This is a genomic window from Paenibacillus sambharensis, assembly GCF_003233845.1.
Lineage (GTDB): Bacteria > Bacillota > Bacilli > Paenibacillales > Paenibacillaceae > Paenibacillus_I > Paenibacillus_I sambharensis.
The window spans coordinates 52,725-71,929 of sequence record NZ_QKRB01000036.1; the positions used below are offsets into that span (position 1 = coordinate 52,725).

Consider the following 19,205-nt stretch of genomic DNA (forward strand, 5'->3'; position numbering starts at 1 on the left):
CTTTCCTCCTACCGGCAGCATTCCGGCTGGGCCGCCGGCTTCAAGTCCCTGCTGCCGGCTGCTTCTCCGCCAGTCAGGCGCGTGATCTGAACTGCGGCTATTATGCCTGCTACCTGCCCGATCTCCTCATTGGTCATCATCGACTGCTTGGCGGTTACGACGGCCTTTCGCAGCGCCTCATCACCGGCTGTAAGCATGGATACGGTTAAAGCTACAAGCGCCTTGTCCCTGTCTGATAGATGCTTAGCCTGGAATGCCTCCTCAGCGAAAGCTTCAAATTTCTTTTCCAGATCAGGCAGCAGCTGAATCATCCTTTCCTCCACCTCCTGAATATGAATGAATATGAAATGATATATATCAACCTGATCCGCCGCCATTGAAGCAAAGCGGATGCAGTGTGATACCAACACTCAATAAAACTTGATTATTGCAAATATATCACGGGGTGTAAGGTTGTGAGATTGCAAATGAAACGCAAGAGGGGAATTATGTAGATTAGTGTAGATTGGCGCGAAATACACTGACAGTTTCAGGTGTATCACATGCCTATTAACCGTTTGAGAAGAAGAGCCAGGCGGCTCCTATAAATTTCCTCCAGTATAAATATTTTATTTGCAAAAATCAACTAAATTATTTAAGCTGTTACCAAGGTTTTTTCCTTCTGAGCGAGGTTGTATCACATTGAGGGAATTTATCCGCTATGCTAGAATGTGAGAATCAATTTGCTGGTCATTATTGGGGGAATTGGAATGGGGAAGCAGACAGTCAGACAGGTTCACGAACATGATTTGGACCGTGTATTGGACATTTATAATCAGGGGATTGAAGACCGGATTGCCACGCTGGAGACAGAGCAGAAGGATCGGACATACATCGATAACTGGCTGCAGGAACACCAAGGGCGTTACACGGCTTTGGTCGCCGAACATCAAGGGGAAATCGCCGGCTGGGCGGCGCTCAACCGCTATTCGCACCGCTGCGCCTATGACGGCGTGGCAGATTTGTCGGTCTATGTAGACCGCGCTTACCGCGGCCAAGGCATCGGCAGCCTGCTGCTGCCTGCGCTGGAGGAAGCTGCTCGGAATAACCACTTTTACAAGATCGTGCTGTTCACCTTCCCATTCAACGCTGGCGGGCAAGGCCTGTATAGGAAGAGCGGATACCGCGAGGTGGGCGTATTCGAGAAGCAGGGCCGCATGGATGGCCGGTACATTGATGTCATGATTATGGAGAAGCTGCTGTAGCAGCCTCTCCATAACATCCTTACAAGCACAGCTTTCCGTCAAAACCTCTCAGCTGAACGCCTCTTCCATTAATTCCGTGTTCATACTGACTGCCGCTATACTGCCTGCCCCTGCGGCCAAAATCAGCTGGGACGGCGCACCGGAAGCCGCCTCGCCCGCTGCGAACAGGCCCGGCACAGAGCTCTTGCCGGCTGCATCCGTCAAGACTCCGCCATCCTCAGTTACTTCATAACCAAGCGCCTCCTGGAATGCGGCATGCGGAACCCACTGCGGGATAATGAATCCTCCCGACCTGCTGACCCGTGAACCATCTGAGAATTCGACCTCCCGAAGCTTGCCTTCCTGCCCATGGAACGCTGCCACCGCCTGCTCCGTTATCTGAATATTACGGGAAGACAACAGCTGCTTCTGTTCATCCGACAGGATACGCTGTCCGTTAGTACAGACGATAAGATCCTGACTCCAGCCATAGAGCAGCTTGGCCAGATGGAATATCCTCGGATGATCCCCCGCCACAATCAGCGGCTGGTCCCGCAGCTCCCATCCGTCACAGTACGGACAGTGGAACAAGCTTCTGCCGTACAGCTCCTTCAGCCCCGGAATATCCGGATAAATTTCCTTCAAGCCGGTTGCGAGCAGCAGCTTGCGGGACTGGACAGGTTCACCGCTTCTGCTATCCGCTATAACTTCGAAGCCGCCGGTAATCTTGCGAATGCCTGTCACCTTAAGCGTTTCGTGCTGTACCGAAGGATAACGCAAAATTTCCTCATACGCGACCCGGCGGAATTCTGCTGGCGTAATGCCGTCCCGGGTAAGGAATCCGTGGGAAGCATGGGTAACCGCGTTGCGCGGCTGGTTATTGTCAATCAGCAGCACGCTTCTTCTCGCCCTTCCCAGCACCAGTGCTGCGTTCAGTCCTGCCGGACCGCCGCCTATTATGATGCAATCATACTGTTCTGCCATGATGGTTCATCCTCCTTCCGCCAGAGCGGATATGATATATTAAAGATATAACAGACTCATTATATCTATAATAGGCGTGAAAAAATGGCCGTTCATCACTTTGCTTATGACGGCCTGGTGATGTCGGATATTTTCCTGTTTCTGAGATACTCCTCCATCTGCCGCTCCGCATCCAGGACAACCTGCTGAATTTGGCACTCGCTGCCGTGGTTAAGACTGCATTCGAACACGGAGGCTGTGCCTTCGATCGCATGAATAATATCCAGGAATGAGATATCCTCCTGGCTGCGGCGGAGACGATACCCGCCGTTGGCGCCGGGAACGGAATGGATCAGCCCCGCCTTAACCAGCTTGGTCAGCATCTTGGACAGATAGGTTGGTGAGACACCCAGCTTCTCTGCCAGCAAATGCACGCTAACAGGCTTATCGGGCGCTTCTGATACCAGATGGAGCATGGCGTGAAGCGCATAGTCGGTTGCTTGTGAATATTTCATGGCATCACCTTAATTAGAGACTTAATGAATCCATAATAACTTTAATACAGGGATAAAGCAAGCAGCCTTCACGATTCCGCCATTGAAAATAAAGTAAGCAATCCGCTGCCTGCATGATTGCTTGCTTTATTTTCCCCAACAGCCAGCCGTAAGAACGTTCGCTCACGCCCGGTCTCCCCGGCCGCCTGTTATTACATACAGCTCATTCCCGTACCTGCCGAACTTGGCAGTTACGATCGCCTGGATCAGCGCCTTCGCCTTCAACAGGATCTCGTCATATTCCAGCTCAGGATCGGACTGCATGACGATGGCACCGCCCACTCCTATGGTCGCCGCCTGCTCTGTGCAGATAATGGTACGAATGACGATGTTCAAATCAGCTGAGCCGTTAACGCCAAGGAAGCCAATCGCCCCTGAATAGAGGCCGCGCGGACGCTGCTCCAGCTGGTCGATCAGTGCCATTGTACGCAGCTTGGGCGCGCCGGTCATCGATCCTCCGGGAAAAGCGGCGCGGACGCAGCCTACCGCCGACACATCCGGCCGTAACTGTCCTCTTACTGTAGACACGAGTTGGTGCACTGTTTCGTAGGTCTCCACATCCATCAGCTTCGGAACATGCACGCTGCCTACTTCACAGACGAGGCCAAGATCATTGCGCAGCAGATCGACTATCATGAGATTTTCCGCTCGGGTCTTCTCGTCGCCGCGCAGCTGCTCCCTGAGCTCTTCATCCTCGGTCTTCGTCGCTCCTCTCCGGCTCGTACCCTTAATCGGCTTCGCCTCCACACGGCCCTGCTGGTCAATCGTCAGGAAGCGCTCAGGAGAAGAGCAGACCACATGGATGCCGCCAAAGCGCATATAGGCTGAATAAGGAGCGGGATTAATATGCCGCAGCGTGCAGTACAATGCCAGCGGATCGCTAACAGCCTCCGTACTCAGCTCGTTCGTCAGGTTGATTTCGTAGGTTTCTCCCTCACGCAGCAGCTGCTTGGCCCGTTCGATATCGGCTGTATACTGCTCGTAGGAGCGGTGAAGATGAAACAGGATGGGCTTGTCCGGCTGACTGTCATCTTCAGGGGAATGGACATCTGCCGGATAGCTGCTGTCCTCCTGTGCAGCATCAGGCGCTGTCCCTGCTGCAGCCAGCCTGGCCACATCCCAGGCTGTTTCCTGCAGCCATTCTTCCGCCGCTTCCCTTCCTTCGCTGCTCTCCGTTAATGCCACCAGATACAGCAGCTGCTCTTCATGGTCAATAACGCAGAGCCGGTCGGCGAACAGGAACAGCGCGTCCGGCAGCGGAGAGGCATACACCGCGTCGCCGCCGCTCTCGGCCTTCAGCTCATAACCAAAGCAGCCCGCGAAGCCGCCTGTAAAATCAAACGGCAGCGGCGACGAACAGGAGTACTCCGCCAGCTCACGCTCCAAATAGTCATAGATACTTTCCCGGTAAGCAGCAACCTTATCACCCTGCCGCACTTTTACCAGCTGTTCCGCCACACTATAGCTCACGGTCCGGCTTAACGGGCCGCCTGCAGCGCTGATGTAGGAGAACCGCCCCATGTCCTCGCCCGTCCGGCTGCTGTCCAGCCAGAAGGAGTAATCTGTGCCGTTCGCGAAGTGACGGTACAGCAGCTCGGCGTCCGGGAATTCCGTCAGCTTGCGGAACAGCACTTCGTAAGTCCGGGGTGATCCGGACGGCAGAACTCTCGCATCAGCCGTTCCATTCGCTTCGGCCGTTTCAGCCGCTTCAGCTGCCTCATTGGGCTCAACCTGTGTCCCAGCCTTCTGTCCGTTAAGACCGGGGGCCTCAGCCCAAGACCAGGACAGCTGTTCCTTCCCGCCCGGAAGCGGGGAGTACAGCTGATTCAACTGCTCAAGCGGCTTCCTGTCCTGATGCCCCCGGCCGTATTCTGCTTGATGTGCAAGCGTCAGCTGCCCGAAATTGCGCAGGACCTGCTCGCCAAACTGCGTGCAGATCGACTCCGGGTGATACTGAACGCCCCACAGCGGACGGCTGCGGTGGCGCAGCCCCATCAGTACCCCGTCCGCCGTCCAGGCGATTCCCTCCAGCTCCTCCGGCAGGTCTTCCACCACCAGCGAGTGGTAGCGGACAACCCGGCTATGCTGCGGGATACCGTCGAATAACGCTTCAGCACTGTGCACAAGCTCACTCAGACGGCCGTGCATAATCTCCGGTGCCTGCTTCACCTTCGCGCCGTATAAGCTGCCAATGCCCTGATGCCCGAGACACACGCCCAGCACGGGAACCTCCGCTTCCAGAATCGCCTGCCTGCATATGCCAAAATCATCCTCCCGTTCCGGCCTTCCCGGCCCTGGAGAGATGACGATGTTATCAAAATCATACTCGCGCAGCTGCTCCCAGCTGAGCGCGTCGTTGCGAACGACTACCGGCTCCCTGCCGTTAATGGCCGCCAGCATTTGATACAGATTGAATGTATAGGAATCATAGTTGTCGATAAGCAGTGTCTTCACGCTTGCCTTCTACCGCCTTTGTTGTCTACTCTGGTCTTAGGATGGTGCATTAATCGGATTATAGCAGAAAAAGCAGGCCGCAGTCGCGATCCCGCCACAGCCTCCCAACTAATTTTCCTGTAACTAATTGTGCTTACTTACCGTCTGACTATTTACAGGGGGAATGAGCCATGAAGAAGATGTTATACTTTATCCTTCTCGCCATGGTCACGATTCTAAGTGCCTGCCAATATCAGTTTGATGAACAGCAAGCTGAAGCTAAAGCCTTGTCATTACTACCGGGTCGCGATACCAATTGGTACCTCTCATCGACTCGGAGCGAAGAAGGTCAGTGGGTCGTGAGACTGCAATCTTACGAGAGCGAATGTGAGGTGCAATTGATCTACTTAAGTAAAAAAGATGGAGCAGTAACGGATCAAAGGGGAGGCAATGAATGCCAGTCTGAAGCCGGCCAGGGAGCAGATAGCGTAGCTGCGGAAGGACAGAGAAGTATGGATGCCTCCCGTGCCGCCCAATATTCAGCAAGTTATGCAGCACAATTAAACAGTCCGGCCCCAATGGAATTCGGAAATCTGGTCCTCTATGAATCGCCTGTTTACGAAGATGCCAAGGCAGAATTCATTTAGCAGACCAGGGGAAATGTCTACGATGATATTCTAACGAATCTCATGATCGCTATTTGCCGATTTTCGGCCAATTTCATTCTCTAACGAAACTGTGCAGCGTTATTGCTCCAATAATCCAGTAATTTCACCGAAAATCCCCTAGTAACGCTGCTGAGATTCGTTACAATTCAGAAGGCTTCGAATTATTGCGTTTAGCTTCCACAGCTCCACAGTTCCACAGTTCCAGCGTCAGTGCCCTGGTGGCACATGTTCCGTTATGTTGGTGCGGGGGCTGCTCACATTTGCCCTGCGTACCCAACCCGGAAAGCGCAAACGGCCGGACCGGGAATACATTCCACCGGCCGACCGTCGCCATATCCTTCTGTCCCACGATGGATTACCCTTAATGAGACAGTTCTGTTTCCATTCTATAAGAATCTACACAGCCGAAGCTCTCTGCTTCCGTTCAGCCACGAGCTCCACTACGTTGCGGATCATCTGCAGGCCGCGGTCTTCCTCCAGCGTCAGGATGGACTCGGGATGGAACTGTACGGCATAGACCGGCAGCTCCTTGTGCTCCACAGCCATCACGACGCCATCCTCCGAAACCCCGGTTACCTGAAGGCATTCGGGAACGGCTTCCTTGGCCGCGTACAGCGAATGATAGCGCGCCACCCCGAAGGTCGGCGAGATGCCCTTGAATACCCGGTTCTCTGCCGTCTGGTGAATGACTGAGCGCTTGCCGTGCATCGGATAATCCAGCACCTCCAGCTCCCCGCCGAAATATTCGACGATTCCCTGCAGACCCAGGCAGACGCCAAATACCGGAAGCTGCCGGCTCAGACAGCCGTCAATGGTCATCTGAAGCTGAAAGTCAGCTGGTCTGCCCGGCCCCGGTGACAGAACCACAAGATCGGGCTTCATCGTATCCATCAGGGACTGCGGGAAGCCTGCGCGGTGGGTCACCACCTCAGCGCCTGCCTGACGGAAATAATTAGCAAGTGTGTGGACGAACGAATCCTCGTGGTCGACGAGCAGCACCCGTATGCGTCCACTCTCTTCCTTGGCATGCTGAATTTCCCCCACCGCCGTATCCGGCTTCAGGATGGCATCACGCATGGCAGAGGCCTTCAGCTGTGTTTCCCGCTCCTCGGCATCCGGGTCAGAGTCATAGAGCAGCGTTGCACCCGCCCGCACCTCGGCAACCCCGCCCTCGAGGCGGATTGTCCGCAGCGTTAGGCCGGTATTCAAGCTGCCGTTAAAACCGTAGAAACCCACGGCTCCTCCATACCATTTGCGGGGCGACCGTTCATTGTGCTCGATGAAGGTAATCGCCGCACGCTTCGGAGCGCCGGTAACCGTGACCGCCCACATATGGGTCAGGAATGCATCCAGCGCATCGTATCCTTCCCGGAGCTGACCCTCGACATGGTCGACCGTGTGAATTAACCGGGAATACAGCTCGATCTGCCTGCGTCCGATAACCCTTACCGAGCCCGGCACACAGATCCGGGACTTGTCATTGCGGTCCACATCCGTACACATCGTCAGCTCGGATTCGTCTTTCTCGGAATTCATCAGAAGCTTGATCTGCTCGGCATCCTCAATAGCCGTCCGGCCTCTCGGGATCGTGCCTGAGATCGGGCAGGTTTCGATGCGCCGCCCCTCGACCCGGACATACATCTCCGGAGAAGCTCCAATCAGATACTCGCCTTGGCCCAGATTAATGAGAAAACCATAGGGGCTGGGGTTTCGGCGGCTCAGCCTCTTAAACAGGACGGATGGCAGCTCGCTGCACGGCTCGTAGAAGGTCTGTCCGGGCACCACCTCGAACATATTGCCGACCGCAAATTCCTGAATCGCCTTCCGCACAAGCTCTGCATAAGCCCCCGGCTCATGATCGCTTGGCGCAGTCACTTCCCTGCCGGATGTCGGCGCCGACTTCCGCCCGGTCCGCGGCAGCCCCGCTGTATTCCCTGTATCATGCTGAAACTCATATTCATATCGAAGTGTCTTCTGCAGCTGGTGATCCGTTACATAGATCTCATCAGGCAGATACAACACTAAATCCTCGTAGTTATCAGGCCTGTCATGCTGCAGCTCCACCTTCTCGAACTGAAACACCAGGTCATAGCTGAATGCGCCGTATAATCCGAGCACCTCATCCTCGGGATGGTAGAAGTAATTCTTCACCGCCCGGATAATCGTGAACACCGAGTTCTGCTTGCTGCGGTCCTCTTCCGCGAAGAACTCTACTGAAGGCACAAGATTCCCGGTTATTACTCCCTCTGTGCACGCCAGGTCTGTTACCGCCGGAAGCTCGCTTAGCATGCCTCTGACAGCGGCAAGAAGAACCTCACCTCTGCTGTTCAGCGCCTCCATGCGGAACGACATCCCGCGTGATGACAAGCGCAGCGGCGGATTCACGAATCCAAACTCCCATCGTGTATAGCGGCCCGGATATTCATAGCTGCTCGTAAACACCGCTCCGAGCTGGTTATCCAGCTGTGGGATCAGCAGCTCCTGAACCTCTCCGCCCTTCAGCTCCGTCACACTTCTCGTTATCCACAACGCTCCGCTCGTCTGGTATTTCACTTCATTCCCGTCTCTGCTCATCTCAGCTCACTCTCACTTTCATTAGCGTAATCGACCTTCCTCACGATTGTAACCTGCCCCCTTCAATCTTGACAAGCAGCGGCATGCCCCATCCATTTATGTTATTATACTTCTAACAGGAGGTGATTTTACCATATTCAACCACACATAGATCAGTCTTCTCAATCATGTGAAGGAATATTTTCAAGAAACGCTGCATCTTTTTTCCAACCATTGTCGTCTAAACTACATACCTATAAAGTCTCTAAGGAGGAAATTCTTTTGATTCAACGATTTCGCAAGCTATTCTTACCCCTTGTCTTAACAACTGGCATTCTGGCCGGCTGTGCCAGCAACGCCGACAGCAATAAGGCCGAGGAAGCCTCGTCACTCAAAGTCATGCACTACGACGAGCGTTCCTTCTACCAGCAGTACGGCATGCTGTTCACCGCCCTTCATCCTAATGTCGATATTGAAGTCATCTCCACGCAAAGTGTCCGCCCGGAAGAAGGCCAGGACTATGAGAAAATGATGTTGGATTACATCGAGGAACAGAAGCCGGATGTCGTCATGCTGGATGTCAACCAATACGAGAAGATGGCGGCGGACGGGAAGCTGGTCGAACTCGATCCATACATTGAGAAGGATAAATTTGATGTGGAAGGCATTCTGCCAGGTGTCATTGAGTATTTGAAGGAGAAGGGGAACGGAAGCTTGTACGGCTTGACCCCTGAATTCTACAGCCAGGCGATCTACTACAATAAGGACTTGTTCGACCGTTATAACATTGAATACCCCAAGGACAAGATGACTTGGGAGGAGCTGCTTCATCTGGCTTCCCTCTTCCCTTCAGACGGTTCTGGGAAAGACCGGATTTACGGCCTTAAGGCAGGCTATCAGACCAGCCTGTATGAGCTTGGAAGCACAATAGGCATGGCCAGCGATCTAAATTTCGTTGATACCAACAGCCTCCAAGTGACGATCAACACGGACTCCTGGAAGTCGATCTTTGAGACTGCGCTAATGGCAATCAAATCGGGCACTCTGTATAGCGAGGATCCGAATGACATGAATGGCAGCTTCAATACCTATGAAGATTATCTCATGAGGGATCCATTCATCAGCGGCCGGGTCGCCATGATGCTGGAGGGCACTTACATGCTTAACGAGCTTAAGCAGGCGTCCGACAACCTGAAGGACAAGGCGGTAGCCAACTGGGATCTTGTCACGGTGCCTGTTAACCCGCAATCACCTGATACATCGACGTATGTAAACTTCCACAATATCTTCGCTATTCATGCAAGCGCTGAAAACCGGGATGCAGCATGGGATTTCATCAAGTACATTCACAGCGATGAATATGCTCATGTCGCTTCCAAGGCCAATTCCGGCAATTTCCCGATCCGCACGAAATATATCAAGGATGATGAGGGCCGGAATCTCGCTGCCTTCTATGCCTTGAAGCCGGCTCAGCCACAGATGTACCGGGACTACCAAAAACTGCCTGAGATGTTTATGAGTCAGTTCTATCAGCTGTCCAACGATGAGATGAAAGCCGCCGAGGATGGCAGCAAGACCGTAAGCGAAGCGCTGGAGACTCTCCAGACCAAGCTCGATAAATTGATGCTTGAGGCCAAGCAGAAGGAAGAAGCCGGTGCCGTGGATGCGGATAAGGAAGCAGGCGGCGAAGCCGGCGCGGGCGACGGAGCCGGCGCGGGCGACGGAGCTGAAGCCGGAAGCACGGATGCTGCTGCCCAAGAGGGAACCCCAGCAGAAGCGGCAGAATAGAATACCAATTAAGCAGATTTAGATAAAAAGCAAGAAAAAAAAGGGCGGGCCGCTTCGGCCCGTCCTTTGTGCGTTTGCTGCCCCAAGGCAGCGTTGCTATTGACTGATGCCAGATCTTCCATTTATCTATTTCCCCTCCTGCGTGTCCATAAAATTGCGGCTGAATGCCGTGTAGTCCGGTATGCCCGACAGGTCGTAATCCTGTACCTTGCGGATAATCAGCTCGATAAGATTCTGTTCCAGATCGTCCTGGTGGTCAGGCTTCATAGACTTCCTCGCCGCCCGGATTGCGGGCAGCAGCATCGTTATGATGTCCTGCATTGCCTCTTCATCACCGGCCTGTGCCAGCTTTACCAGTTCATAAAGTTCCTTCTCCATATTACTCCTCTCCCGCTTGGTTCTTCATCGCTTCCGATAACCGGGCAATCGTTGCCGACAAAATATCCAGCTTCTTCTCGAAGCGAATCAGCAGATAGCTGGTTACAGCTATCGGAAAGCCCACCTGGCTGATTGCAGCAAGCAAGTAGGCGATTGGCTGTTCAGTGTCCATTCCTCTCTCTCCTTCCTGTCATTGCCTGCCGCAATTTACTCAGCGCAAGCCTTCTCGTTTTGGATATTGATTGAGGCGAGACACCCAGCATTTGCGCTGCTTCGATATCCCGATAACTTAAGGCATAGCACAGCGTTGTAATTAGCTTCTGCTTATTGGTAAGCGAAGCAAAGGCATCGGCCAGGCGTTCATTCGTCAAGCTGTTGTGAAAGGCTTCTGGATCGTAGACCGCTTGGCTTGCTTCAGCTGAAGATGGTGCCTGGCTGTTCTGGAACAGCTCGCCTATCGGCGGGGCTCCTTCCTCTTTGGCAGATGGACAGTCATACAGGAGGGGCTGAACCGTATCACGGCGGCGGCAGCTTCGCTGCTGGTCAATCGTCGCATACTTAACAGTCGAAACCATGTACTTCAAGAACCTTATACGAAAGAAGTGCCGGCGGAACGACTGCTCCAGCTCTCGTCTGCTCTCTGCATCTCCATCCATCGCTCTCAAGAGAAGACCCACCCTCGACTCATCCTGAAAGAAGCCTGCCACAATCCGGTTCGCCAGAAGGGCTGGGTGTGCCTCGCAGTAACGCCGGAATCTCTGCTGCTGAACGTCAGTAATCATCATGTATCCCTCCTTATCTGCTTATTATCGCTGAAAATACAACCAATTTAGGAACATGTGTTCCTGTTTTTGGGGGTAAAAAACGATCTCCCGCAAGAGACCGTTGATACCCGTCTTCCTATTATCTCACAAGTCTTCGCCAGTTGATCAGCTTTCCTAAAGGAACGCAGCCCTGCCCAAAGGCCGCGTCCTCGGTCTGCTACACCGGCCGGGCGCCGATAACCAGCGGTGTAGTGGACATAGCCGGCACTACAACAAAGAAGAAAACCTCCGCTGTCTGGCCCGGATTAATTACCCCTGTAGAGATCATATCTACATAGGTGCCGCCTGGAACCCAGTTGTGTGCCAGTGAAACGCCGGCCATATTAACGAAAGGGAACGTATGGAAGCCTGCTTCCCTTCCCATGTAAATGTTAAAGCTGCGTGCTGTAGAGAAGCTGTTCTTGATCCGCATGGTGACGGCATGCTGCTGCCCGTAGCCGCCGTCAAGCAGCCCTGTCACATTCTTATTCGTACTGGTCGCCGGTGCCGGGTCTACAATGAGCGGAAGATCATCGGTGCCAAATATGCCGGGGTACTGGGCTGAGCCTAGAATTTTGAAAGCTATTCCGTCCGTGGTAGTTGGTGCAATCGTGTCAAAGGTCATCGTGTTGTAGTAAGTCGCGCCCTTGCCCCTTCTCATTGAAGGGCTTCTGGTGTCAGCATAAGCTGTCCCGCCGCCAGAGTTCGTTCTCCAGGTCAGGTCGAAGAACAGGGCAGAGGCCGCCGCCCCGGTACTGCTGTTGGTGACATTGGTTCGTGCCACCATACCAAAGTTGTTATCAGCCGGCACACTCTGCTGGAACAACGTTCCGTAACCCAGAGGATTGATTGTAATTGACTTGGGGCTTGTGGTGGCAAAATATCTCTTCCACGCCTCAGTATCCGGGCTTCCCTTATAGTTAGTCAGTCCGTAATTCGTGGATGTAACCGTAATGGGATAGCTGTTCGGATTGTGAATCAGCAGCGCATGATTAATGGTGACTCCCGTTACGTTATGATGCCACAGGTAGACAAGCCCTGCCCCGGTAACCGTATCACGGTTCAGGAACTTGCCCGCATCTGCGAGATCCTGGAGTCCAACATCCTCGGGGTTATCCGAGTAGAATACATACCCGCCTCCCTTGTACACGGTTGTGCCTGCCGTTCTTCCTGCAAAAGACGGATTTCTGGACGCTCTTGTCCCGTTCTGAATCAAGGTTGCCATTGCTACCACTCCTTTGGCCTTCGTAATGTGAAGCAGCCGGCGGTTCTTGACCTTGCTGTCTGCCTCTTGTGCTGCTTCTACTATATAAAGTGGCGGAGCGTACCCGAAAAACAACCTTCTATATGAATTATCTCACTCCATGCAAGATGATTATTGCAGCCTCATCCGGGCAATAAAACGCTCCATCAGCAGCGGCAGTGAGATCAGTATGGGCGGATCATCAATCTGCGGCGGATACAGCACCACATGCTGATCGGGAACAGGCTCTCCCGGCCGGACAATCACCGGCTGTCTGGAACGGGTTCGCAGTGTTGAATAAGGGAGAAGCGCATCCACTGCCCCCATCCCCCAGGAGATGCAAGTGGCCATTAGATAATAGGTTCCGGGCTGGACATGGTTTAACTGAAACTCTCCTGTACCGGCAATAAGCGTTCCCCGGCGGGGGATGCCCTCTGGGATAGGCTTATCAAACAAGCCTATTAGTGTAACGCCTCCCTCACAGGGAACCGCTGTGGATACGGTGCCCTTAACGGCACCTTCATCGGTTCGCGTCAGTAAAGCAGAAGCCCAGTGGGTTGATTGCTTAAGGAGTGCAATATTAGTGTCTGCCTGCTGCGGCGAATTCCTGAACTCCGAGGGCGTCATGCCAACACGCTGGGTGAACCGGGTTGTGAAGGTTCCCAGACTCTGCTGGCCGATCTCCAGACTGATGTCGCGGATGGTCAGGTTCGTCTGCAGCAGCAGATCCTTCGCCCTCTGCAGGCGCAGAGATGAAACGTAATACTGGGGTGTTAAACCCGTATAAGCCTTGAAGATACGTGTAAAGTGATAGGGACTGTATGCGGCATAAGCAGCCAGCTGACCTAGACTCAGCGGGTCGCACAGATGCTCTTGGATGTAGGAGATAACAGCTTCCATTTCCGCAGCTTTCACTACCGCCACGCCTCCCTGCAGCTTGAATATTGCTGCCTCTTAGGCAGCTTACAAGACCCTGTCGCAAGTCTAGTTATACGAACATATGTACCCATTTATACTACCATATCTAAGCTTTCTTGGGAACCACAACCTCCACTGTTTAACGCCGATTTTAACGAGGTAACCTTACCTCCCGCTAATGCGCAAAAAATAACTTGCACCTACAGCAGCTGTAGGTTTTATGATTAACTGCATAAGGGAGGTGCGAGGATGAACAATACGACAAAGGAAATGAAGAATGAAACCTATTCCATTGGTGAGTTTGCTTCCAAGACGGGGGTGCCCATACGTACGCTGCATTATTATGACGAGACGGGAGTTTTCAGGCCTGCGAAGCGGCCGGGCTCCGGACATCGGATTTATACAACCCAAGACATCTCGGCCCTTCAGCAGGTGCTGAGCCTCAAGTTTCTCGGCTTCAGCCTGGAGCAAATCCGGCAGACCTTGTATCACTCGGGACGCACGGTAAGCCTGAGCGAAACCCTCCGCCTGCACAGACAGGCGCTGGAAGCACGGAAGGCTGAAATCGAAGCTTCTCTCCAGGCTGTAAACCGGACTCTGAAGGTTCTGGATGAGGAAGGCGAAGCAGACAGCACACTGCTGTTCAGTCTGATCCGCAACATTCAGCTGGAGAAGCAGCAGCGCGAATGGCTGGAGCAGCAGATCAGCCTGCCGCCCGGCAGTAAGCTGAACAGCACTACACAGGAGCAGCTCGACAAGCAGTTTGTCCAGCTCGTGAAGGAGATTAGGCGGTTAACCGGCAGGCCGTACGAAGATCCCGAAACCGCCAAGCTGGTGAAAGATTATATGCAGCTGATTCATGAGCTTGTGGGCAGGGAAGGAACACTTGCCTTGACAGAGGTTCCTCAGGATGAGATTGACAAGCTGGAGGGCATGTTTCACACCCCCTATTCCGACGAGGAAACAGCATGGATGCAGGGGGCAATTGCCCATTATGCGGCAGAACACGGTCTGACTCCAGGCGAAGGAGGCGGCCCGGTTGAATGACAGCTGCCTTATGCTCAGGCTGCGCGATGGACGAAGCCTGGCTTACACGGAGAACGGGACCCCTGACGGCTATCCTATTCTCCTGTTCCACGGCACTCCCGGCAGCCGGGTCTGGTTTACGGAAGCGGACGATACTGCCCTCCGTCTTGGATGCCGCCTGATCGCCTTTGACCGTCCTGGCTATGGACGCTCAGACCCCAAGCCGGGACGGACCGTGCTGGATTGGGCGGATGATACGGCAGAGGCTGCAGCACAGCTTGGGCTTGGCGAGTACTCCGTGCTCGGCGTCTCAGGCGGAGGCGCGTACGCCGCCGCGTGCGCATACAAGGCTCTCCCCGGCCTCCGGTCTGCCGCCATGGCCGCGAGCGTCGCCCCCTTCCGCAGGGGCAGGCCCCCGGCCAGCATGGAGAAGGCCAACCAGCTCGCATTCATACTGAGCAGGTATACCCCCTGGCTGATGAAATGGTCGTTGAACGCACAGATTAAACTGATGGATGGGCAGCCCGAGAAGTTCAAGCAGCTGCTTAAGACCGGCAACAAGCATCTGTCTGATTGGGACCGCGCTCATCTTCAGACAGAGGAGCAGCTTGAAGGTATCCTGCGGCATCTGCGCGAGGCCTACCGGCAGGGGCCATATGAAGGGATTAGCGAGCCTGTCCTCCTGTCCCGGCATTGGGGCTTCGAGCTGTCCGAGCTGAAGGTACCCGTGTGGGTCTATCACGGAGCGGAAGACCGCATGGCGCCCTGCGCAGAGATGCTGGAAGCAGCCAGACAGATACCCGATTGCCGGGTAACAGTGGTGCCTGGGGCCGGACACTTCCTGACCGAAGACCAACAGACCTGGGAAGCGATCCTGTCGGCTCTGCGACACTAGGAACAGTTCACAGACAGAACCTATTCAGCTTAACCCCCGAAATTCCGTCCTGAGAATGGACATAATAATCAGGGACTCATATTTATCATCCCGGAGAACCGAATCACGCAGCGTTCCTTCCACGGTGAAGCCCGATGAGCGGTATACGTTTCGAGCCCTCAGGTTAAAATCCTTAACATCCAGCCATATACGGTGAACGCTCGTATTTGCAAACAGCCATTCGACAATAAGCCGGATGGCTTCTTTGCCATAGCCCTTGCCCTGAGCCTTCAGCGCAATCCTTGTCAGACACGCCGACCGGTTAGGATCATGAAGCCCGTTTACAATAAGGTACCCGGCCAGGCTTCCATCTGCATCTTCAATGATCAGATGAAGCGCATCCGGGTCAGACAATGCTTCAATATGCTGCTCCCTGGTCCACTGGCTTATGAACGGCGTATGAGCCGGGTCCCGCTCGATGTAGAGAACCTGGAACAGATCATCCGGCTCGGTGCGGCGGAGGGTAATCCGGTCCGACGCTGTCAGGACATCCTTAGTCATTGGCTGACCAAATGAAATCCGCTGCGGCAGGTCTCCTTCCCGGAAGCGGTTATAAGCACTGATCATATCGGGTACCTGTTCAACCGTCAGAATCATACCATCAACCATCCCCTTCATCACTTCCAGCTTGTCCGCAGCGATTCTGCTTAATGATTCCTCCGATAGGTCCGGCAGACGTATTCCTGCAAAACTCTCAATGCTGCGATGAGCCTGATCACGGTTCTTGCCCGGCAGACGCTTCAGCTGCGCTGCAATATGCTGAACCAGTTCTTTTGACATAACTCCATAACCTCCCCATATCCCCCAGCTAAGATGAATTCATAGTACTGAAAGATGCCAAATTTAGGACTCACTCGTCTTAGAGGTATTATATACCATCCTGGTGGAGACAGGTCTCGCCTATGCACATGGTGAAGCTGCTTTTTCACTTGGGAGGCTATGTTTTACAAGAGAGCTTAGGAGGAAAAACGTATGCGCTTATTCGAAATCATGCTGCTGGCTTCAAATGTTTTGCTGCTTGTCCTGTTGTTCATGCCTAACACAGCCTTCAGACGCCAGACACTGCTGCCGGTCAGCGGGATTGCTGCTGCTGTGCTGCTGGTTCATTTCCTTGCGGAAGGGGGCCGCTGGCAGCTGCTGGTCCCGTATGTAATGACACTTGTTTTCCTCGCAGTCTCCATCTACAGGCTACAACGCAGAGCGTCTAGCCCGCAGCGCCGGGTGTCCGCCTGGATTACACTGCCGCTAAAATCACTTCTCACCCTCGCGATCCTGGCCTCCGCCAGCCTGGCTGTCCTACTGCCGGTCTTCAGCCTGCCCGAGCCGACAGGCCCCTATCCAACCGGGACACGCATCATTCACTGGGTCGATGAAAGCAGGGAAGAAACCATTGGCGCAGCCGGCGGCAAGCGGGAAATCATGGTGCAGCTCTGGTATCCCGCCAAACCGGACAGGGAGCTGGAGACTGCTCCGCTGGTGCCAGAGGGCATGGAGATCCTCAATGCTCTTGCCGCAGAAATGCGGCTGTCCGGGCAGCTCATCAGCCATTGGCAGTATACCCTAACCCACTCCGCCATGAATGCGGAGCTTTCCGGTGAACAGCCCTCCTATCCCCTGATTCTATTGAATCACGGTATGGGCACAGCGCGCTTCCTGCAGACGGCGCAGGCCGAGAATCTCGCGAGCCATGGCTATATTGTGGCTTCTGTCGAGCACCCGTACAGCACTCTCGCATCCGTCTTCCCGGATGGCAGAGTGACCCATAACGAGACAGATTCAGCCCGCATGGTGAAGTCTGTTGACTATCGTGAAGAGGTTGGAAGCGTCTGGACCGAGGATGTGCGCTTTGCGCTGGGCCAGCTTGAGAAGATGAATATCGGCCAGGCAGAGAGCGGCTTCACCGGCAAAATAGACATGAGCCGGGTCGGCGTCATGGGCCATTCGTACGGCGGCGCCGCCAGCTATGATATGATGCCGGATGACCGGGTGGATGCGGGAATTGACATGGATGGCACCTTGTACGGCTTCCGGGGAGATCCTGCGGTAACGAAGCCCTTCCTGTTCTTCTATGCGGAGGATACGTTCAATGCCTATAACGAGATCAGGCAAGGGAAGTCCTACACCAATGCGGAGCTTGAGAAGATGGGTACAACTCGTGAAGAAATGGCCGAGCAGCTGAAGATCGCCGGACTGGAGATCCAGCAGATCAGCGAGACGCTGAAGTCGAACAACCAGCTGCTGTATATGGACGGTTCCTCGCATTATAACTTCACCGACCTCCAGCTGGCTTCACCCCTGCTGCCGCAGCTTGGCTTCACAGGTCCCATTGATGGCGAGCGGAGCACAGCTATTGTCAATCAAGTCGTGCTCGACTTCTTCAACAAGCACCTGCTTGGACAGGATGGCGGCCTGCTGGAGAATCCGGGCAGCGCCTATCCGGAGCTCCGGGACGGAACCAGCGAATTTGCCGAAGGGCTGCAGGAGACTACGAAAAAGCCGAAAGAATAACTGGGCAGCTGCCCCTAAGAAGAGGCTTATCCCAAGCGCTGCTCACCCTTGCTGTACCGGCAGCCGTTCATGGGAAGCTCTCCCCTATCGGCTTCGCCAGGTTGCTGCGTATACTGGACGCGTTGGAAGATCTGATGCGCAAGCACAAGGGGCTGTCTCAAAAGACTGATTAAATGGGTGTTTTGAGCCCCATCATCTGTTTAACAGTAAGAATGGCGCCGCAGGGTCTGATCCCAGTGGCGCCATTCCTGTTCTGGTCAACTGCGACCATTACCTCTGGAAATGGACGATCGACCGGAAAAACGCTAACGAACCTCACACACGCTATTAGCCACCAAAAGGCAGTTTCTAATCTGTAACGAATCTGAGCGTTGTTAATGCACGAATAATCCATATAATTGGACGAAAAATAGCCTAATAGCGTTTCTCAGATTCATTACAGCCCAGCAAGCTTAGAATTTGCTGGTTTAACGTGTGTGAAATTCGTTAGCCGTGTAGTGTCGAGCTCTCCCGCCTGGCAAGCGGACTTGCTTGTTGGACATTCCCTTGTTTATGGAAGGATAATAACCGCCTTCTCAAAGTTTGACCCTCTGGCGTTAATAGACGCGGTATGTCTGGCCAGTCTGTGCCCCTTCCAGGCTCTTCAAGTAAGCCTGGGCCACCCTCGTCCCCGGGACTGGCTCGAAGCCCGGGAAGAAGGCACTGTATTTATCCTTGGACTCTTCCAGAAGCCCCGGACTGACATGATTGATCCGGATACCGTCAGGCATATCCAGGGAAGCTGCCTTAACAAACGCGCTGACCGCGCCGCAGGCCATGGCGGCGGAAGCGCCGCCTTTCACAGGATCATCCATCGTGATGCCGGTTGTCAGGGTAAAGCTGCCCCGCTCCCGCATGTACGGTATTCCCAGCAGAACAATATTTATCTGCCCCTTCAGCTTGCTCTCAATGGCAATCTCATTGCGCTCCGGCGTCAGCTCTGCAAGCGGACCGAAGAAGGAAGCTCCCGGCGTGCTGATCACAGCATCTACCTTCCCGACTGATTCATACATGGCCGTTATACTGTCCGTAGAAGTGATGTCCACCCTCACATCCCCTTCGCTGCGGCCCGCCGTCATTACTTCATGCCTTGGCGAGATGAGCCGGTAAACCGCTGATCCGATCGTACCGGTCGCTCCAATTAACAAAACCTTCATCTTGCAATCTCCTTCAG

General features: G+C 54.1%; 19 protein-coding genes. 6 read left to right on the top strand and 13 right to left on the bottom strand.

Annotated elements, in window-relative coordinates; genetic code table 11:
• Window positions 1–8: 8 nt before the first annotated feature.
• On the bottom strand, window positions 9–311 hold the full coding sequence (locus DNH61_RS05705) for a carboxymuconolactone decarboxylase family protein (RefSeq protein ID WP_181438592.1): 303 nt from the start codon (window positions 309–311) through the stop codon (window positions 9–11).
• 438 nt (window positions 312–749) lie between these two features.
• Here DNH61_RS05705 and DNH61_RS05710 point away from each other — a divergent pair, with 438 nt between their 5' ends.
• Window positions 750–1,244 carry an arsinothricin resistance N-acetyltransferase ArsN1 family A gene (locus DNH61_RS05710; RefSeq protein WP_111145707.1) on the top strand — a complete coding sequence of 165 codons (495 nt, stop codon included), beginning with the start codon at window positions 750–752 and terminating at the stop codon, window positions 1,242–1,244.
• 48 nt (window positions 1,245–1,292) lie between these two features.
• Here the strand turns inward: DNH61_RS05710 and DNH61_RS05715 are convergent, their stop codons facing one another.
• From DNH61_RS05715 to pabB, 4 genes are all read right to left on the bottom strand, one after another.
• Window positions 1,293–2,207 (bottom strand): NAD(P)/FAD-dependent oxidoreductase, encoded by a 915-nt coding sequence (locus tag DNH61_RS05715; protein ID WP_111145708.1) that lies wholly within the window; start codon window positions 2,205–2,207, stop codon window positions 1,293–1,295.
• Between the two features lie 104 nt (window positions 2,208–2,311).
• Window positions 2,312–2,701: an RrF2 family transcriptional regulator gene (locus DNH61_RS05720; protein ID WP_111145709.1), complete on the bottom strand. Its 390-nt coding sequence runs from the start codon at window positions 2,699–2,701 to the stop codon at window positions 2,312–2,314.
• A gap of 13 nt (window positions 2,702–2,714) precedes the next feature.
• Entirely contained in the window at window positions 2,715–2,867 is a 153-nt protein-coding gene (locus DNH61_RS26245; RefSeq protein WP_181438593.1) for a hypothetical protein, read from the bottom strand.
• Window positions 2,864–5,194 carry an aminodeoxychorismate synthase component I gene (gene pabB / locus DNH61_RS05725; protein ID WP_111145710.1) on the bottom strand — a complete coding sequence of 777 codons (2,331 nt, stop codon included), beginning with the start codon at window positions 5,192–5,194 and terminating at the stop codon, window positions 2,864–2,866. The genes DNH61_RS26245 and pabB overlap by 4 nt, the downstream gene beginning before the upstream one ends.
• Before the next feature lie 170 nt (window positions 5,195–5,364).
• On the opposite strand from pabB, the gene DNH61_RS05730 reads away from it, so the two are divergent.
• Entirely contained in the window at window positions 5,365–5,820 is a 456-nt protein-coding gene (locus DNH61_RS05730) for a hypothetical protein (protein ID WP_111145711.1), read from the top strand.
• Between the two features lie 417 nt (window positions 5,821–6,237).
• On the opposite strand, the gene DNH61_RS05740 is transcribed toward DNH61_RS05730, so the two are convergent.
• Complete coding sequence (locus DNH61_RS05740; RefSeq protein ID WP_111145713.1) at window positions 6,238–8,415, bottom strand: anthranilate synthase component I; 2,178 nt, start codon at window positions 8,413–8,415, stop codon at window positions 6,238–6,240.
• Between the two features lie 261 nt (window positions 8,416–8,676).
• Between DNH61_RS05740 and DNH61_RS05745 the strand changes: the two genes are divergently transcribed.
• Window positions 8,677–10,182 (top strand): ABC transporter substrate-binding protein, encoded by a 1,506-nt coding sequence (locus DNH61_RS05745; RefSeq protein WP_111145714.1) that lies wholly within the window; start codon window positions 8,677–8,679, stop codon window positions 10,180–10,182.
• Between the two features lie 126 nt (window positions 10,183–10,308).
• Here DNH61_RS05745 and DNH61_RS05750 read toward each other — a convergent pair whose 3' ends face one another.
• The 5 genes from DNH61_RS05750 to DNH61_RS05770 form a co-directional block, all read right to left on the bottom strand.
• Window positions 10,309–10,560: a helix-turn-helix domain-containing protein gene (locus tag DNH61_RS05750; RefSeq protein ID WP_111145715.1), complete on the bottom strand. Its 252-nt coding sequence runs from the start codon at window positions 10,558–10,560 to the stop codon at window positions 10,309–10,311.
• A gap of 1 nt (window position 10,561) precedes the next feature.
• Window positions 10,562–10,732: a YvrJ family protein gene (locus DNH61_RS05755; RefSeq protein WP_111145716.1), complete on the bottom strand. Its 171-nt coding sequence runs from the start codon at window positions 10,730–10,732 to the stop codon at window positions 10,562–10,564.
• A complete protein-coding gene (locus DNH61_RS05760) occupies window positions 10,722–11,345 on the bottom strand; it encodes a sigma-70 RNA polymerase sigma factor region 4 domain-containing protein (RefSeq protein WP_146240952.1) in 624 nt (207 codons plus the stop codon). Before DNH61_RS05760 ends, DNH61_RS05755 begins: the two co-directional genes overlap by 11 nt.
• Before the next feature lie 196 nt (window positions 11,346–11,541).
• Window positions 11,542–12,588, bottom strand: a complete 1,047-nt coding sequence (locus tag DNH61_RS05765; RefSeq protein WP_146240953.1) for a hypothetical protein — start codon at window positions 12,586–12,588, stop codon at window positions 11,542–11,544.
• Between the two features lie 150 nt (window positions 12,589–12,738).
• Entirely contained in the window at window positions 12,739–13,530 is a 792-nt protein-coding gene (locus DNH61_RS05770) for a helix-turn-helix transcriptional regulator (protein ID WP_425452221.1), read from the bottom strand.
• A gap of 243 nt (window positions 13,531–13,773) precedes the next feature.
• Between DNH61_RS05770 and DNH61_RS05775 the strand changes: the two genes are divergently transcribed.
• The gene (locus DNH61_RS05775) at window positions 13,774–14,571 is read left to right on the top strand and encodes a MerR family transcriptional regulator (RefSeq protein ID WP_111145719.1); all 798 of its coding nucleotides are present in this window, start codon (window positions 13,774–13,776) and stop codon (window positions 14,569–14,571) included.
• Window positions 14,564–15,445, top strand: a complete 882-nt coding sequence (locus DNH61_RS05780) for an alpha/beta fold hydrolase (protein ID WP_245947959.1) — start codon at window positions 14,564–14,566, stop codon at window positions 15,443–15,445. Before DNH61_RS05775 ends, DNH61_RS05780 begins: the two co-directional genes overlap by 8 nt.
• A 24-nt stretch (window positions 15,446–15,469) precedes the next feature.
• On the opposite strand, the gene DNH61_RS26710 is transcribed toward DNH61_RS05780, so the two are convergent.
• Window positions 15,470–16,264, bottom strand: a complete 795-nt coding sequence (locus DNH61_RS26710) for a GNAT family N-acetyltransferase (protein WP_245947962.1) — start codon at window positions 16,262–16,264, stop codon at window positions 15,470–15,472.
• 192 nt (window positions 16,265–16,456) lie between these two features.
• On the opposite strand from DNH61_RS26710, the gene DNH61_RS05790 reads away from it, so the two are divergent.
• Window positions 16,457–17,992: an alpha/beta hydrolase family protein gene (locus tag DNH61_RS05790; RefSeq protein WP_111145720.1), complete on the top strand. Its 1,536-nt coding sequence runs from the start codon at window positions 16,457–16,459 to the stop codon at window positions 17,990–17,992.
• A 596-nt stretch (window positions 17,993–18,588) separates the two neighbouring features.
• On the opposite strand, the gene DNH61_RS05795 is transcribed toward DNH61_RS05790, so the two are convergent.
• On the bottom strand, window positions 18,589–19,188 hold the full coding sequence (locus tag DNH61_RS05795; RefSeq protein ID WP_111145721.1) for a short chain dehydrogenase: 600 nt from the start codon (window positions 19,186–19,188) through the stop codon (window positions 18,589–18,591).
• Window positions 19,189–19,205 lie beyond the last annotated feature (17 nt).